This is a genomic window from Aurantimonas endophytica (assembly GCF_014196845.1).
GTDB lineage: Bacteria > Pseudomonadota > Alphaproteobacteria > Rhizobiales > Rhizobiaceae > Aurantimonas > Aurantimonas endophytica.
Map to the genome: position 1 here is coordinate 229,678 of NZ_JACIEM010000004.1, position 15,993 is coordinate 245,670.

Here is a 15,993-nt window from a genome sequence, read left to right on the forward strand (position 1 = left end):
CCCGGCGGGTATGTGGTCGCGGGGGCGGAGGCGTTACAGCGCGTCCGCTTCCCGGACGACGGCGATGAAGAGGTCGCCATATTTGGCGAGCTTGGCTTCGCCGACGCCGGAGATCGCCGCCATCTCGTCGGTGTCCGTGGGCCGGGCTTCCGCCATGGCACGCAGCGTCGCGTCGTTGAAGATCATGTAGGGCGGCAACCCTTGCGCCTTGGCGAGGCGGAGCCGCTCGCGCCGCAGCATCTCGAACAGCGCGCCATCCGCGTCCGAAAGGCCCTCGATGGCGCCCGACGTGCCGCGGAACCGCGTCGCCTTGCTGTCGCGATCCTTGCGGAAGGTGAGCTTGCGCTCGCCCCGGAATACGGCGCGGGCGCCTTCCTGCAGCTTCAGCACGCCGTAGCTGTCGGCATCGACGGCGAGCAGCCCGATCGCGGTGAGCTGCCGCGTGACCGACTGCCAGATCCGCGGCGCGACGTCCTTGCCCTGGCCGAAGATCGGGATCTGGTCGTGCCCGGCCTTCTTCACCTTATCGGTCGCCTTGCCGGTGAGGACGTCGATCACGTGCCCGGCGCCGTAGCGCTGGTCGGTCCGGTAGACCGCGGCGAGCAGCTTGATGGCGGCTTCGGTGGCGTCATAGGTCTCGACCGGCGACAGGCAGGTGTCGCAATTGCCGCAGCCGCCTGGATGGCTCTCGCCGAAATGCTTGAGCAGCGCCGAACGGCGGCAGTCGGCGGTCTCGCAGATCGCCAGCAGCGCGCTCAGCTTGGCGTGGCCGTTGCGCTTCACCGCCTCGTCCGCCTCGCCCTCGTCGATCATCCGGCGTCGCTGCACGACGTCCTGCATGCCGTAGGCCATCCACGCCTCGGCCGACTGGCGGTCGCGCCCGGCGCGGCCGGTCTCCTGGTAGTAGGCCTCGACGGAAGATGGCATGTCCATATGCGCGACGAATCGCACGTCCGGTTTGTCGATGCCCATGCCGAACGCGACCGTCGCCACCAGCACGAGACTGTCCTCCTGCAGGAAGGCGTCCTGGTTGGCTGCCTTCACATGGTGCGGCATGCCGGCGTGATAGGGCAAAGCGCGGATACCCTGCTCGTTGAGCCAGGAAGCCGTCTCCTCGACCTTGCGGCGCGACAGGCAGTAGACGATGCCGCTGTCGCCCTTGTGGCCGGAGAGGAAGGCGGCGAGCTGCTTCTTCGGGTTGTCGCGCTCGACGATCGAGTAGCGGATGTTCGGCCGGTCGAAGCTGGTCATGAACACGGGCGCCTCGACGAGCCGCAGTCGCTCGGCGATGTCGGCGCGGGTCGTGGGGTCGGCCGTCGCCGTCAGCGCGATGCGCGGCACGCCCGGATAGTCGTCCGCCAGCGTCTCCAGCTCGCGATATTCCGGCCGGAAGTCGTGGCCCCAGGAGCTGACGCAATGGGCTTCATCGATCGCGATCAGCGACAGCTTCACGCGCGACAGCGTGTTCTTGAAGCCGCCCATCACCATCCGCTCGGGCGTCACGTAGAGCAGCTGCAATTCGCCCGCGAGCAGCGCCCGGCGAACCTCCGTCCGCTCCTCCTCGCTCATCGACGAGTTGATCGCCGCGGCACTGACGCCCGCCTGCCGCAGCGCTTCCACCTGATCGCGCATCAGCGCGATCAGCGGCGAGACGACGATCGCCGTGCCGGGGCGGCAGAGCGCCGGCACCTGATAGCAGACCGACTTGCCCTCGCCGGTGGGAAACAGCACCAGCGCATCGCCGCCGTCGACCAGCTGGTCGACGACAGCACGCTGCTTGCCGCGGAAATCGGCATGGCCGAACACGGTCTTCAGCGCCTCGCGCGGATCCTCGAAGACGGCCTTCTTCGGCGAGGCGGCGACGGGCGCGAATTCCTCGTCGGCGAATGGCCGTTGATCCGACGTCGGCTCGAATTCCTCGGAAGCGTGTCTCGGCATGTGATTCTCCTCGCAAGCCGCAGCTTCCGCATTACGGCGCCCGTCGCAAGGCGAGGGTGGCTGGTCCGTCTGGTGGCGCAATCGCCCGCCGTATTCAAGCCGGGCGGTCGCTTCCTCCCTCGCGCCGGAGATGTCCCTAACCGACAGCAGGCTCTGCAGGAGGGGAGGGAGCCAAGGTCGAAAGTACCTGGGTGATCAGGCCGTATTTGGTCTGCGTGACGCGCAACTCGCGGTACCAGTCGACAAGATCGCCCCAGGGCGCGTTGACCTGGGCGAGGCCCGAGATGAACGCCACGACGGTGCCGATTTCCGTTTCGCCGCGCGCCACGAAATATCCGCCCACTCCGAGCGCCGCGGCGACGCCTAGATGGTGGAAGAGGTTCATCACGAAGTTCATCGAGTATTTCAGCTTGAAGATTCCCATGTTCAGCGCGAACACCGCGCCGATCTCCCGGTCGTAGGGTCGCTCGGCCAGCTTGGCGTCGACCGGCGCATCGATGATCTCGATGCTGAGGGTGCGCAGGGTGGCGATGCGCTGGCCGACACGCCGGTTGATCGCGTTCTGCATGAGCGGAACGAAGACGATCTGCGGCGAGAAGATCGCCACGGCCGCCAGCGCCATCAGCGGGTTCAGGTAGGTCAGGTAGCCGAACACGCTGAGCAGGATGCCGCCCTGCAGCAGCGGTTCGGATATGCTGACGCCGACGAAGCTGCCGATCGGTTCGGCTTCGCTGAGAACCAGTGAGACTTCCACGCCCGGCGGCAGCGGGCGGCGCGAGCCACCCCGGAAGTGGCCGATATCGCCGAGAATGGCCGCCCGAAGCCAACGCACCGCGCTCTCGCTGGTGCGCCCGCGATAGATGTTCATGCCGAGCTTCAGGAGGCCGAGCGTGATCGCCAGCAGCGCGTAGAGGCTGGCCATCCAGGCGATGTTCGTCCAGCCGGCACCGTCCGTCGCGTCGTTGACGATCCGGCGCTGCAACTCCAGCGGCAGGATGTTCACGAGGAACACCGCGACGGAGAGGGCGACGAGCAGGATCTGCTCGCGCCATCCACTGTGGAAGATCAGGCCGGCCAGGTCGCGGGGAACCGCCAGGGGAATCCGCTGGTCGGCAGCAATGGATGGCGGCGTTGCAGCCTTGGACCCCTGGCGCTCCTTCGGACCGAAAAGCGGCAGCAGGGCTCTGAACGCGTCGATCCATGAAGATTTACGCACTGACGGCTCCGCTCGCCCGGCGGCGGTCCTGCCCCGGAACGCGTCATCCTCTCTGCAGGCCCGACCGGTGCGGCATCATTGATCCTGATCAACCCGGCCGCTTGAATGGAGCTATACGAAGGGTACGGTACGCTGGAAGCAACGCCGGAAGTAGCGGCTTTCCTATCGCCGTGACGCGTCGGAATCGCGCCGATAGTATTGGCCGAGTGATCGAAAATTCGTGCGCCATTGGGCATCTCTCGACCCACCGGTGCGGCGACGCCGGATTGCACGTCGGACGTTTTCGGGAGTCAGCTTGTACTTTCTCGCACTCGCCACCGATTTCGACGGCACCCTTGCCCATGACGGCCTCGTCGTGGCGCAGACCTGCCGATCGCTCGAGCGGCTGAAGGCGTCTGGCCGCCGGCTGATCCTCGTGACTGGCCGCGAACTTCCCGATCTCGTCAGGATCTTCCCTGAGACCGCGATGTTCGACCGGGTCGTCGCGGAAAACGGTGCGCTCCTCTTCGACCCCGAGACCGGCCTGGAACAGCTGCTGGCGCCGCCGCCGCCGGCGCGTTTCGTGCAGAGGCTCCGCGAACTCGACGTCGGGCCGATCTCCGTCGGACGCGGCATCGTCGCGACCTGGGAGCCGCACCAGGGCGTCGTCCTCCAGGCCATTCGCGAGCTCGGCCTGGAGCTGCAGATCGTCTTCAACAAGGGCGCGATCATGATCCTGCCTGCCGGGATCAACAAGGCTTCCGGGCTCCGGGCAGCGCTGCGGGAACTGGATATCTCCAGCCACAACGTCGTCGCCGTGGGCGATGCCGAGAACGACCATGCGCTGCTCGCGGCGAGCGGCTGCGGCGCCGCTGTCGCCAATGCCGTTGCGTCGGTCAAGGAGGAGGCGGACGTCGTTCTGGCCGCCGATCATGGCGCCGGCGTCGTCGAGCTGATCGACCGCATCCTGGCAGAGGACGCAGCTATCGCGTCGCCCGGCCGCCGCGGGATCCGGATCGGCAGCGACCGACACGGGAGCGATGTCGTCATCGCGCCGGCCTGCGGCGGCGTTCTGATCGCCGGCCGCTCGGGCAGCGGCAAGTCATGCCTCGCCACGGCGCTCACCGAGAGAATGGCGGAACGGCAATTCGAGTTCTGCGTGATCGATCCCGAGGGCGACTATATCGACCTGGAGCACGCCGTGTTCATCGGCACGCTGCGCGCGCCGCCCCCGGCGGCGGAGGCGCTGAAGCTGCTGCGCGACGATGCGGTCAATCTCGTCGTCAACACCCAGGCGCTGCCGCTGAGTGAACGCCGGCTGCTCGTTGCGGCGATGCTCGCACAGATCGCGCGCCTGCGCGCGCGTACCGGCCGCCCGCATTGGCTGTTGATCGACGAGGCCCATCAGGTGCTGCCGGCCGGCACCGACGAGGACGGCCCGGGCGAATCGTTCGACACCGCGGCGTCCTTCCTCGTCACGGCCTACCCTGAAGCCGTCTCCCCCACGGTCATGCAGAGTATCCAGGCCGTCCTGCTGGTCGGAGGCCACGACAGCGACATGATGGCAGGCCTGGCAAAGGCACTGGGAGTGCCGGTGCCAGAAGGGATGCCGGCCTGCGGACCGGATGAGGTACTGTTCTGGCAGCCGCGTTCGGCCGAGCCGGCCGCGTGTATCGAGGTCGTGTCACCGGTCCAGGTGCATCGCCGCCACCGCGGCAAATACGCCGTGGGAGACGTCGGCGCGGACCGCAGCTTCTACTTCCGCGGCTCGCTCGAGGCGATCAACCAGCCGGCCCGAAACCTCTATCGCTTCGTCGATATCGCGGCCGAGGTGGATGACCCCGTCTGGGAGCATCATCTGCGGGCCGGAGACTATTCCGCCTGGTTCCGCCACGTGATCCGCGACGAGGACCTGGCGCTGGAGGCGATGCGTGTGGAGAACGACCGGACGCTGCCGCCGCAGGAGAGCCGCCGCCGCATCCGCAAGGCGATCTGGCGGCGCTACGCCGCCCCCGCCGGCTGAGCGCCGGGCGCTTCGTCTGTTCAGTAAAGGCAACGCTAGTAGGTCGGCGGCGAGATGGCGCTGACGATCTCGGCCACTTCGTCGCCGGTGTTGCGGAACCGGTGCCGTTCCCGGCTGTCGAAATAATAGCCGTCCCCCGTCTGCAGGACCCGCGTCCGCCCGCCGACCGTCAGCTCCACGGCGCCGGCGATCACCATGCCGCCCTCGTGCGCGGGATGCGCAAAGGCCTCGCCCGTGTCCGCGCCCGGGCCGTAGCGCTCGTGCAGGATCAGGATCTCCCGGTTCGGGTGGTTCACTCCGATCATCCGGTAGGAGATGCTCTTCGGATTACCGATCTCGACGAGCTCCGAGGACCGGTAGAAGGGGGAATAGCCGACGGTCGATTCCAGGCTGGCGAAGAAGCCGTTCAGGGTCGAGCCGAGGACATCGAGTATGGCGCTGACCGTGTTGACCGAGGGGCTCATCTTGTCCCGCTCGATCAGGCTGATCGCCGAGGCCGACAAGCCGGAGCGGCTGGCGACCTCGCGGATCGACAGGTCGCGGCGTCGACGCAGCTCCAGCAGTTTCGCCCCGATCTTCGGCATCGGCTTCCTCTCGATCCGGCCGCATCGCTGGCAGCCCGTCCATATCCGGACGCGAACCCATGCAGAATAATCAACGGCGCTTGCGATGCCATGGCATAGCGTCAGGCTTTCCGCAATTCTGGCGCCTACCTCCTCGCTCGATGGGCAGCAGAATGACCAAGCTCGATCCGGTCCTCGCCGACAAGATCAACTTCCTGAAAGCCGCGCAGCGCGATGCCGTGTCCGACACGGCTTCGATCGAGGCGCTGGTCAAGACGATCCTCGCCAATGTCCGCGAACGCGGCGATGCGGCGGTCCGCGATTATGCCAAGGAGTTCGACGGCTCGGACCTGCAGGATTTCGAGGTCACGGCCGAACAGCGCCAGGCGGCGCTCGCCGGCCTCGACCCGCAGACGCGCGCCGACACCGAGTTTGCCATCGAGCGCGTCCGGGCATTTGCCGAAGCCCAGCTGGCGACGATCCTGCCGCTCGAGGTCGAGCCGCTGCCGGGGCTGCATCTCGGCCACCGGGTCATCCCGATCCGGCGCATCGGTGCTTACGTGCCCGGCGGGCGCTACCCGCTTCTGTCGGCGCCGGTGATGACGATCGTGCCCGCCAAGGTCGCCGGCTGCGACGAGGTCATCGCCTGCCTGCCACCGACGGCCCATCCCGCCATGATCGCCGGCTGCCATCTGGCGGGAGCGGACCGGATCTTCCTCGTCGGCGGGGCGCAGGCGATCGCGGCGATGGCGTTCGGCACCGAGACCATCCCGGCGGTCGACAAGATCGTCGGACCCGGCAATGCCTTCGTCAACGAAGCCAAGCGCCAGGTCTTCGGGCCGGTCGGAATCGACCAGCTGGCCGGGCCGAGCGAGATCTTCACCGTTGCCGACCATACGGGCGACCCCGAGATGATCGCGACCGACCTTTTGGCCCAGGCCGAGCACGACGTGCGCACCCGCGTCGGCCTGATCACCACGGACCGTGCGCTGGCCGAGGCGACGCTGGCCGCCGTCGAGCGACAGCTCCTCGATCTGCCGACGGCGAACGTCGCAGCCCCGGCCTGGCGCGACTACGGCGAGATCGCGGTCTGCGCCGACGAGGCGACGATGATCGCCTATTCGGATTTCATCGCGGCCGAACACCTGCAGGTCCACACCGCCGATCCGCAGGCGACCGCCGCCAGGCTGCGCAACTACGGCTCGCTCTTCATCGGGAAGCTGGCGAGCGTCGTCTATTCCGACAAATGCTGCGGCACCAACCATACGCTGCCGACGATGGCCGCCGGCCGCTACACCGGCGGGCTCTGGGTCGGCTCGTTCGTGAAGATCTGCACCCATCAGTGGCTGGACGAGCGCGGGGTCGCGGCCGTCGCGCCCCCGGCGGTGCGCCAGAGCGCGGCCGAGGGGCTGGAGGGGCACCGCCGCGCCGCGGCCTTCCGCCAGAAATAGCCGGCGGGTTCTTCCTGCCGACGATCCTCGGAAACACGCGCGGAGGGGTGTTTCCGGTGGCCGGCTTCAACTCCGTTCAGGTCGCTCCGGAATTTCGACCGCGTCGCAAGGCCTGAGGCGACGCCGCCCTCGCCGCCTATACATTACAAATATTCTATATATCATGAGCCTCCTGTTTGCGGCCGTGCGGGAGGAAAGCATGCTCACCAGACGAAGCTTCGCGGCGGGTGCCGCCGCCGTGGCCGGGCTGGCCGGTCTCGGCCTTCGCTCGCGCGCCCTCGCTGCGCCCGACGCGCTGACGACGCTCAGCGACGGACAACTTGAGATGCCCACCGATTTCGTCCTGCGTGGCATTCCCGACGCGACGTTGGAGGAGATCGGCATCGATCGCGGCGCGCTCGGTGCCACCCATGCCTCGCCCTGCAATCTCACGCTGCTTCGGGGTGCCGACCGCCTCGTCCTGTTCGACGCCGGCGCTGGCACGAACTTCATGCCGAGCGCCGGCAAATTGCCCGAGAGCCTGGACGCGGCCGGCATCGACCCCGGCGAGGTGACCGACGTCATCTTCACCCATGCCCATCCCGACCACATCTGGGGCGTCCTCGACGATTTCGACGAGGTGCCGTTCGCCAATGCGGCATTCCATGTCTGCCAGACGGAGTGGGATTACTGGCGCTCCGACGCCGCGCTCGCCGAGATGCCGGAGGACCGCCAGAGCTTCGTCATCGGCGCCCGCAGCCGGTTCGAGGCGATCGAGGACCGCAGCACCCTGTTCAAGCCCGGCACGGAAGTGATTTCCGGCATAGAGGCAGTGGCCGCCTTCGGCCATACGCCCGGCCACTGCGCCTTCGTGCTGCACGGGGAGGGGGCGCCGGTCATGGTCGTCGGCGACGCGATCATCAACGATCCGATCTCCTTCGCGCGCCCGGACCTCTCATGGGGCGCGGACCAGGATCCCGAGACCGGCGCGAAGACCCGCTCCGCACTGCTCGACCGGCTGGCTTCGGAGAAGATGCGTTTCGTCGGGTTCCACCTGCCGAATGGCGGCCTCGGGCGCGTCGAGACCGAAGGCGCCGGCTACCGCTTCGTCCCGGACGCCTGAGCTATTCGGCCGGGCCGCGTTCGATCCGCAGGAAGGCGTGGCGGATCGAGCCTTCGAGGATGAAGGCAAGACCGAGCCGCGCTCCGACGGCGATCGATGCCAGCACGATCGGCGCCGAGATCGTCAGGAGCGAAGCCGCCGAGACGCCCTGGCCGATCGTGCAGCCGAGCGCGAACACCCCGCCCACCCCCATCAGCACCGCGCCGGCAAGGTGGCGGGACAGTTCGCGCGCATCGTCGCAGGCTTCCCACCTTATGTCGTGGCGCCGCACCGCTGCCGCGGCGGCGCCCAGCACGACGCCCACGACCATCCCGGCGCCGTAGTCGGGCAGGGCACCCGTCACCGCGATCAGCTGCAGGATGACGTCGCCGGGCGGCACCACGAAGGACGCGCTCTCGACCTGCACCGGATCGAAGGAGCGCGCGGCGATGAACGACGTCGCCAGCCAGCCGAAGGCGACGGCGACGCCGATGACCACGCCGGCGGTGATCTTGCCCCGGTCTTGCCGGAAGGCGGCGGTGCGGAACACCCAGGCCGCGAGGGCCCCGACGATGAGGAGCGTGACGAACGCGGAGATATCGAGCCCGGTGATCGCGCTCATCAGGCTGCCCAGCGACTGGTCCGTCGCGCCGACCCGGGTGAGATCGTAAGCCTGCGAATCCACGATCGCGATGCGGCCCATGGCGATGATCCCCCGTTGCGTGGCGAGGGCGGCAAGGCCGAGGACGATCACCACCACCAGGCCGCCCAGCGAGCCGCCGCCGAGCCGGACCAGCGCGCCGAAGCCGCAGGTACCGACGAGCGCCATGCCGAAGCCGAAGGCGAGGCCGCCGAGCACCGCGCCGGACCATCCGAAGCTCGGTGTCAGGTAGAAGCTCTGACTTGGATCGAACAGGCCGGCGAGCACCAGCCCCTGGGTGAGGATGATCGCGACGAGGATCGCCAGGCCCCAGGCCCGCACGCCGTTGTCGTCGCCGGCGTACCAGCGCCGCTCCAGGGCGGACAGGGTGCAGAAATGATGTCGCCGCGCGGCGTAGCCCATCGCCGCGCCGGCGAGCAATCCCGCCAGCGGCAGCGCCAGGCCGCTTTCGATCAGCATGTCGGTGCCTCCCGAGCGTCTTCTTGGAACGCTTCAAGAAAAAGCCTAGCGCTGCCGATGCCTTGGCACAAGCGGCACGCCACGCCGGGATCTGCAGGAAGGCAGGATCGGCGCCGCCGCGCCGATGGTGTCAGTCGCCGCTGCGGGTCGTGCGCACCGGGGCGCAGAACAGTTCGTACAGCGTGCCGATCAGCGAGGTGACTTCCTCGCTGGCGAGCCGGTAGTAGACGGTGCGCCCGTTGCGCCGCGTCTTCACCAGCCGGTCGAGGCGCAGGCGCGCCAGCTGCTGGGAGACCGCCGCCTGCGGCATCGACAGGATCGCCTCGATGTCGCCGACCGAACGCTCGCCCTCCGACAGGAGACATAGAATGACCAGGCGCGTCTCGTGCGACATCGCCTTCAGGAGGTCGCTTGCCTTGCGGGCCTGTGCGAAGAACGCCTCGGTCTCCTCCGGCGAGGTGGCGGGATCGAACTTCGGAACGGACCAGTTGCTCAGATTGCTCAATTCACTCGCTCGGTCAGATCGCTTCGGCGAGCGCGTCCGCGCCGCCGGGCAGTTTCGCCAGCATGTCGTCGAGAAGGCCCCAGAAGAACGCATCCCCGGGATAGCCTCGCATTCGGGCGATCTCCTGACCATCCTCGACGAGCACGAAGGTCGGGGTCACCCGCTCCTTCGCGACGTCTGTGAGGTCGTGCGGCCACGGCTCGGTCAGGTCGATGCGGCGCAGCGGTGCGATACGCCCGGCTGCCGTCGCCGGATAGGCCGGCGCGATCTCGGCGTTGAAGCGCTCGCACCAGACGCAACCGGGCCGCTCCAGCATCAGCAGTTCGGCGGCCGCGGCAGGCCCGCTTGGCATCGGCACGCAGGCCAGCAGCAGGGCGGCCAGCAGAGCCATGCGCCGTCCCCGCGACCCGATCGTCCCGCGCACGCCGTTTGCAATAGATGAAAACATATGCATTCTTCTATTTAATGCGAAGCCCGGATCGGCGCAATCACAAGCGCTTCCGAGAGCACCACATAATGTCGCACCCGGAAACGTCCAAATGCTAGATGTTGGCTACGGCGCAGCCTTGCTGGCGGGGCTTCTGTCCTTCGTCTCGCCATGCGTTCTGCCGATCGTTCCGCCCTATCTCGCCTATCTGGCGGGCTTGAGCTTTGACCAGGTCCGCGACCGCGGCGCCGAACCCGCCGTCAAGCGCCAGATCATGCTGGCCTCGCTCGCCTTCGTCGCCGGCTTCACCACCGTCTTCGTCGCGCTCGGGGCGACCGCCAGCGTGCTGGGGCAGGTCGTCGCCGAATGGTTCGACGTCCTGTCGGTGATCGCCGGCATCATCATCATCGTCATGGGGCTGCATTTCCTCGGCGTCTTCCGCCTGGCGCTGCTCTACCGCGAGGCGCGCGTCCAGGTGGCGCGCAAGCCGGCCGGGCCGGTCGGCGCCTATGTTATCGGCCTCGCCTTCGCCTTCGGCTGGACGCCTTGCGTCGGACCCGTCCTGGCGGCCATCCTGTTCGTCGCCGGCACGCAGGAGACGGCGCTGCGCGGCGCCGGGCTGCTCGCCGCCTACTCGCTCGGCATCGGCGTGCCGTTCCTGCTCGCGGCAGCCTTCGCCACGCGGTTCCTGGCCTTGGCGGCGCGGTTCCGGCAGCATATGGCGACGGTCGAGAAGATCATGGGCGGCGCCCTGGTGCTGACCGGCATCCTGTTCGTCACCGGCCAGATGGCGACGATTTCCTACTGGTTGCTGGAGACCTTTCCGGTCTTCGCCACGATCGGCTAAGTCCGGCGCCGCGCGCCGGGAACAAGGGAGGAGAAACGCATGGTGAGGCAGATCATCTTCGCCGCCGCGGCGCTGTTGTATCTTGGCTCGATGGTCCCGGCCGCTGAGGTCGGCGACGACGGGCTGCACAAGGAGCCGTGGTTCACCCTGACGTTCCGCGACATTGCCGAGGATATCGAGGCGGCCCGCCAGGACGGCAAGCGCCTTGCCCTGGTGTTCGAGCAGCGCGGCTGCATCTACTGCCGGCAGATGCACGAGGAAATCCTCGCCGACCCGGCGGTCGCCGACTACATCGCGGCGAATTTCCACGTGGTCCAGTACAACCTGTTCGGCGACGAGGAAGTCACCGATCTCGACGGCAGCACGCTGGCGGAGAAGACCGCGGCGCGGCGCTGGCGCGTGGTGTTCACCCCGACGATCCTGTTCATGCCGGAATCAGCCCCGTCGGAGGGCACGGCCGGCGATGCCGCCGTTGCCACCATGCCGGGCGCCTTCGGCAAGCAGACGTTCCTCCACATGTTCCAGTGGGTCCGCGAAAAGGGATACCAGGGCGAGGAGCATTTTCAGAAATATCATGCTCGCAAGCTGGCCGAGGCCGGTGGCACAATAGAGACGAGCCAGTGATTGCTGCGCTGCGGTGCAAACCGTGAGCAGTCGCAATACATTCGAAAATAACAATACTTGCATTCATTCTCCCGGACTGCTTTACTCACTGCGGGAAAACGAAGCAGTTTCGGCCGACGAAAGCCGGCATTCGGGAGGTATAATTTGTCCATGATGCGCCCGTTCGCGCTCGGCCTTGCTCTGACCATGGCGTTGTCGCCGCTGGCCCTTGCAGCCGAGACCGCTCCTGCCGATGTATCCTTTGCCGATGCCCAGATCGCCGATCCGCTGACCGACAAGGCTGGCGACCCGGCCGAGGGTCGGAGCGTCTTCATGGATCGCGGCCTCGGCAACTGCCTGGCCTGCCATGCCAATGCCGATCTCGACGACCAGCTGTTCCACGGCAATGTCGGGCCGGAGATGAACGGCGTCGCCGATCGCTGGGAGCCGGGCCAGCTGCGCGCGATCCTCGTCGACGCCAAGCAGGTCTTTGGCGAGCAGACCGTGATGCCGGGCTTCTACACGCTCGATGTCGGCGTCGACGTCGCCGAAAAATATCAGGGCAAGCCGATCCTCACGGCCCAGCAGGTCGAGGATGTCGTTGCCTATCTCGAGACGCTGAAAGGCGACTAGGAAGGAAATTTCCATGAACATGACGAGACGCCAGATCTTCGCGCTGTCCGCCGGCGCTGCCACCTACGGCCTGTTCGCCTTCGCCCCGAGCCGGGCCTTCGCGAGCGTCGAGGCGACCGAGCAAGCGCTCGCCGCCTTTACCGGCGGCACCGAGCCGAAGACCGGCACGATCAGCCTGACCGCTCCGGAGATCGCCGAGAACGGCAACACCGTGCCGATCTCGGTGACGGTCGAGAGCCCGATGACCGAAGACAGCTACGTGGAATCGGTGACGATCCTCGCCGAGGGCAATCCCAACCCCGAGGTCGCCACCTTCCACTTCACCCCGATGAGCGGCAGCGCGACGGCGACGACGCGCATCCGGCTGGCGCAGACCCAGAACGTCATCGCGGTGGCGAAGATGAACGACGGGTCGGTGTTTTCCGACCGCAAGGAAGTGAAGGTCACGATCGGCGGCTGCGGCGGCTGATCCGGCCTTCCGCCCGTCGAACCGAGATCGAGAAAGATGCGTGACCTCGCTTCGGGCGAGCGTCACCTGAGGAGAACCAGACCATGGCAACGCCGAAGCCGAGAGTGAAAGTCCCCAAGAGCGCCAGCGCCGGGGAAGTCGTCACCATCAAGACCCTGATCAGCCACGAGATGGAATCGGGCCAGCGCAAGGACGCCGACGGCAACGTCATCCCGCGGCAGATCATCAACAAGTTCACCTGCGAGTTCAACGGCACCAAGGTGTTCGAGTGCGATCTCGACCCCGCCGTGTCGGCCAATCCGTATTTCGAGTTCACCGCCAAGGTGCCCGAGAGCGGCACGTTCAAGTTCACCTGGGTGGACGACAACGGCGAGACCTACACGGACGAGCAAGAGATCACGGTCGGGTAGAAGCCGGATCCGCATCCGGGTGAAGGAAGAGGGGTCGGCCCGAGGGGTCTGGCCTCGTCGTGGGAGGAAAACTGCTTGAACAAGTCCGTCATCGCCCTTTTGGGCTTTTCCTGCCTCGGCAGCCTGGCGCTGGCGTCCATTGCCTTGGCCGATCCCGTCAACGAGACGCTGACGATCGACGGCGAGGAGATGATCACCGTCGCCCCCGCGCCGACCGAGCCACCCGGCCACGTCTTCGAGCAGGTGGAATCCGGCTGGCTCTACCGCGAGGCAGAGACTCGCGCGACGCAGATGGACAGCTTCGAGAATCCCGGCATGCTCAATGTCGAGCGCGGCGAGGAAATCTGGAACACGGTCGACGGCGCCGCCGGCAAGTCCTGTGCGACCTGCCACGAGGACGCGTCCGAGACGATGGCCGGCGTCGGCGCCAACTATCCCAAGTGGAATGCCAAGGCCGGCAAGCCGTTCAATCTCGAGCTGCAGGTCGATGCCTGCCGGACCGAGAACATGCAGGCCGAGCCCTACAAGTTCGACGCGCAGGACCAGAAGGATCTCGTCACCTTCATCCGGCACCAGTCGCTGGGCGAGCCGGTGGATATCGACCTCGCCGAGGGCGAGATGATGAGCTGGTGGGAGAAGGGCAAGGAGCGCTATTATTTGCGCACCGGCCAGCTCGACCTGTCCTGCGCCTCCTGCCACGAGAGCGCCAACGGCAAGTACATCCGCGCCGACCATCTCAGCCAGGGCCAGACCAACGGCTTCCCGACCTACCGCTTCAACACTGGCGGCATGGTCTCGCTGCACAACCGCTTCCGCGGCTGCGTCCGCGACACGCGGGCGGAAATGCCTAAGGCCTTCTCCGACGAGCTGATGGCGCTCGAGGTCTACACCGCCTGGCGCGGCCAGGGCCTGTCGGTCGAGACGCCGGCGGTGCGCCAGTAGCAGTTTCCCCGGCAGCTGCGGCTGCCAGACCGTGAACCGGCAAGTCCGGATCGCCTCGGCGGTCCGGATGGAGGATATCCATGTTTTCCAGACGCGAATTCCTGACGGCGACGGTGGCACTGGGGGCCCTGACCGGGTCCGGCCTGTCCGGCCGCTGGTCGTGGGCCGCCGCCCAGCAGAAGCTGACCGAGGACGATTTGCTCGGCGCCGCCGACTTCGGCAATCTGACGCTGCTCCACGTCACCGACATACACGCGCAGCTGAAGCCGGTGTATTTCCGTGAGCCCGCCGTCAATATCGGGATCGGCGCGGTCGCGGGTCTGCCGCCGCACGTGACCGGCGCGGACTTCCTGAAGCTCTACGGGATCGAGCCGGGCACGCCCGACGCCTATGCGCTGACCTCGGAGGATTTCGGCGCGCTGGCTAGGCAGTACGGCAAGATGGGCGGTCTCGATCGGATCGCCACGATCGTCCGCCGCGCCCGCGCCGAGCGCGGCGAGGACAATGTCCTGCTGCTCGACGGCGGCGACACCTGGCAGGGCAGCTACACCGCCAACAAGACGGCCGGCGCCGACATGATCACGGCGATGAACGTGCTGGCGCCCGACGCCATGACCGGGCACTGGGAGTTCACCTACGGCACCGACCGGGTGCAGGAGGCGATCGACTCCCTGGCCTTCCCTTTCCTCGGCTCGAACATTTTCGACAATGAATGGGACGAGCCGGCTTTCGAAGCCTGGAAGATGATCGAGCGCGGCGGCGTGAAGATTGCGGTGATCGGCCAGGCCTTCCCCTACACACCGATCGCCAACCCGTCCTGGCTGATCCCCGGCTGGTCGTTCGGCATCCGCGACGAGCAGATCGGCCTGCATGTCGAGGCGGCGCGGGCGGAAGGCGCCGATCTGGTCGTCCTGCTTTCCCACAACGGCTTCGACGTCGACCGCAAGCTGGCATCGCGGATCGCTGGAATCGACATCATCCTGACCGGCCACACCCATGACGCGCTGCCGGAACCAGTGAAAATCGGCAACACGCTGCTGATCGCCTCCGGCTCGAACGGCAAGTTCTTGAGCCGGCTCGATCTTGACGTCTCCAATGGCCGCCTGAACGATTTCCGCTACCGGCTGATCCCAGTGTTCTCCGACGTCATCGCGCCGGACGCCGAGATGGCGGCGGTCATCGACGAGGTGCGGGCGCCCTATGCGGACGAATTGCAGCGGGTGATCGGCCGCACCGAGGGGCTGCTCTACCGCCGCGGCAATTTCAACGGCACCTGGGACGACGTGATCTGCGAGGCGCTGCTTGCCGAGCAGGACGCCGAGATCGCGCTGTCGCCGGGCTTTCGCTGGGGCACGTCGCTGCCGGCGGACAGCGACATCACCGTCGAGGACCTGCACACGGTCTGCGCCATGACCTACCCGGCCGTCTACCGCAACACGATGAGCGGCGAGATGCTGAAGACGGTGCTCGAGGACGTCGCCGACAACCTCTTCAACGCCGATCCCTACTACCAGCAGGGCGGCGACATGGTCCGCGTCGGCGGCCTCGCCTACGCCATCGATCCGACCAAGACGATCGGCTCGCGGATCACCGACATGACGGTGCTCAAGACCAAGGCCCCGATCGAGGCCGGCCGCGACTACGTCGTCACCGGCTGGGCCTCGGTGAACGAGGGTACCGAAGGCCCGGCGATCTGGGACGTGGTGGAGAGCTATCTGGCGAAGAATCCGACCGTTTCGCCCGAGGAAAATCGCAGCGTCACCGTCAAAGGCTGAAGCCGGACGGT

At 67.1% G+C, this 15,993-nt stretch carries 16 protein-coding genes; 10 read left to right on the plus strand and 6 right to left on the minus strand.

Annotation, left to right across the window (positions count from 1 at the left end):
• Positions 1-33: 33 nt before the first annotated feature.
• Positions 34-1,938: a DNA helicase RecQ gene (gene recQ / locus GGR03_RS15540; protein ID WP_183209651.1), complete on the minus strand. Its 1,905-nt coding sequence runs from the start codon at positions 1,936-1,938 to the stop codon at positions 34-36.
• 136 nt (positions 1,939-2,074) lie between these two features.
• Complete coding sequence (locus GGR03_RS15545) at positions 2,075-3,154, minus strand: ABC transporter transmembrane domain-containing protein (RefSeq protein WP_252920280.1); 1,080 nt, start codon at positions 3,152-3,154, stop codon at positions 2,075-2,077.
• Between the two features lie 295 nt (positions 3,155-3,449).
• Between GGR03_RS15545 and GGR03_RS15550 the strand changes: the two genes are divergently transcribed.
• Positions 3,450-5,156 carry an HAD family hydrolase gene (locus tag GGR03_RS15550; RefSeq protein WP_183209653.1) on the plus strand — a complete coding sequence of 569 codons (1,707 nt, stop codon included), beginning with the start codon at positions 3,450-3,452 and terminating at the stop codon, positions 5,154-5,156.
• Between the two features lie 35 nt (positions 5,157-5,191).
• On the opposite strand, the gene GGR03_RS15555 is transcribed toward GGR03_RS15550, so the two are convergent.
• Positions 5,192-5,740: a cupin domain-containing protein gene (locus GGR03_RS15555; protein WP_183209655.1), complete on the minus strand. Its 549-nt coding sequence runs from the start codon at positions 5,738-5,740 to the stop codon at positions 5,192-5,194.
• Positions 5,741-5,892: 152 nt separating this feature from the next.
• Here GGR03_RS15555 and hisD point away from each other — a divergent pair, with 152 nt between their 5' ends.
• Together hisD and GGR03_RS15565 are read left to right on the plus strand one after the other, a co-directional pair.
• Positions 5,893-7,170, plus strand: coding sequence for a histidinol dehydrogenase (gene hisD, locus GGR03_RS15560; protein ID WP_246368071.1), 1,278 nt, complete (start codon positions 5,893-5,895; stop codon positions 7,168-7,170).
• A gap of 199 nt (positions 7,171-7,369) precedes the next feature.
• The gene (locus GGR03_RS15565) at positions 7,370-8,272 is read left to right on the plus strand and encodes an MBL fold metallo-hydrolase (RefSeq protein ID WP_183209659.1); all 903 of its coding nucleotides are present in this window, start codon (positions 7,370-7,372) and stop codon (positions 8,270-8,272) included.
• A 1-nt stretch (position 8,273) separates the two neighbouring features.
• Here GGR03_RS15565 and GGR03_RS15570 read toward each other — a convergent pair whose 3' ends face one another.
• The 3 genes from GGR03_RS15570 to GGR03_RS15580 all read right to left on the minus strand — a co-directional run bounded on the left by GGR03_RS15570 (position 8,274) and on the right by GGR03_RS15580 (position 10,324).
• On the minus strand, positions 8,274-9,371 hold the full coding sequence (locus GGR03_RS15570; RefSeq protein ID WP_183209661.1) for a YeeE/YedE family protein: 1,098 nt from the start codon (positions 9,369-9,371) through the stop codon (positions 8,274-8,276).
• Between the two features lie 130 nt (positions 9,372-9,501).
• The gene (locus GGR03_RS15575) at positions 9,502-9,876 is read right to left on the minus strand and encodes an ArsR/SmtB family transcription factor (RefSeq protein WP_246368073.1); all 375 of its coding nucleotides are present in this window, start codon (positions 9,874-9,876) and stop codon (positions 9,502-9,504) included.
• A 13-nt stretch (positions 9,877-9,889) separates the two neighbouring features.
• On the minus strand, positions 9,890-10,324 hold the full coding sequence (locus GGR03_RS15580) for a thioredoxin domain-containing protein (protein ID WP_425486721.1): 435 nt from the start codon (positions 10,322-10,324) through the stop codon (positions 9,890-9,892).
• A 91-nt stretch (positions 10,325-10,415) separates the two neighbouring features.
• On the opposite strand from GGR03_RS15580, the gene GGR03_RS15585 reads away from it, so the two are divergent.
• The 7 genes from GGR03_RS15585 to soxB all read left to right on the plus strand — a co-directional run bounded on the left by GGR03_RS15585 (position 10,416) and on the right by soxB (position 15,982).
• On the plus strand, positions 10,416-11,150 hold the full coding sequence (locus tag GGR03_RS15585) for a cytochrome c biogenesis CcdA family protein (RefSeq protein ID WP_183209665.1): 735 nt from the start codon (positions 10,416-10,418) through the stop codon (positions 11,148-11,150).
• 39 nt (positions 11,151-11,189) lie between these two features.
• The gene (locus GGR03_RS15590) at positions 11,190-11,774 is read left to right on the plus strand and encodes a thioredoxin family protein (protein WP_183209667.1); all 585 of its coding nucleotides are present in this window, start codon (positions 11,190-11,192) and stop codon (positions 11,772-11,774) included.
• 153 nt (positions 11,775-11,927) lie between these two features.
• Positions 11,928-12,386, plus strand: coding sequence for a sulfur oxidation c-type cytochrome SoxX (gene soxX / locus GGR03_RS15595; protein ID WP_183210059.1), 459 nt, complete (start codon positions 11,928-11,930; stop codon positions 12,384-12,386).
• Between the two features lie 13 nt (positions 12,387-12,399).
• Complete coding sequence (gene soxY / locus GGR03_RS15600; protein ID WP_183209668.1) at positions 12,400-12,855, plus strand: thiosulfate oxidation carrier protein SoxY; 456 nt, start codon at positions 12,400-12,402, stop codon at positions 12,853-12,855.
• An 83-nt stretch (positions 12,856-12,938) separates the two neighbouring features.
• The gene (gene soxZ / locus GGR03_RS15605; protein WP_183209670.1) at positions 12,939-13,265 is read left to right on the plus strand and encodes a thiosulfate oxidation carrier complex protein SoxZ; all 327 of its coding nucleotides are present in this window, start codon (positions 12,939-12,941) and stop codon (positions 13,263-13,265) included.
• A 75-nt stretch (positions 13,266-13,340) separates the two neighbouring features.
• Positions 13,341-14,207, plus strand: coding sequence for a sulfur oxidation c-type cytochrome SoxA (gene soxA / locus GGR03_RS15610; protein ID WP_183209672.1), 867 nt, complete (start codon positions 13,341-13,343; stop codon positions 14,205-14,207).
• Between the two features lie 80 nt (positions 14,208-14,287).
• Complete coding sequence (gene soxB, locus GGR03_RS15615) at positions 14,288-15,982, plus strand: thiosulfohydrolase SoxB (RefSeq protein ID WP_183209674.1); 1,695 nt, start codon at positions 14,288-14,290, stop codon at positions 15,980-15,982.
• Positions 15,983-15,993 lie beyond the last annotated feature (11 nt).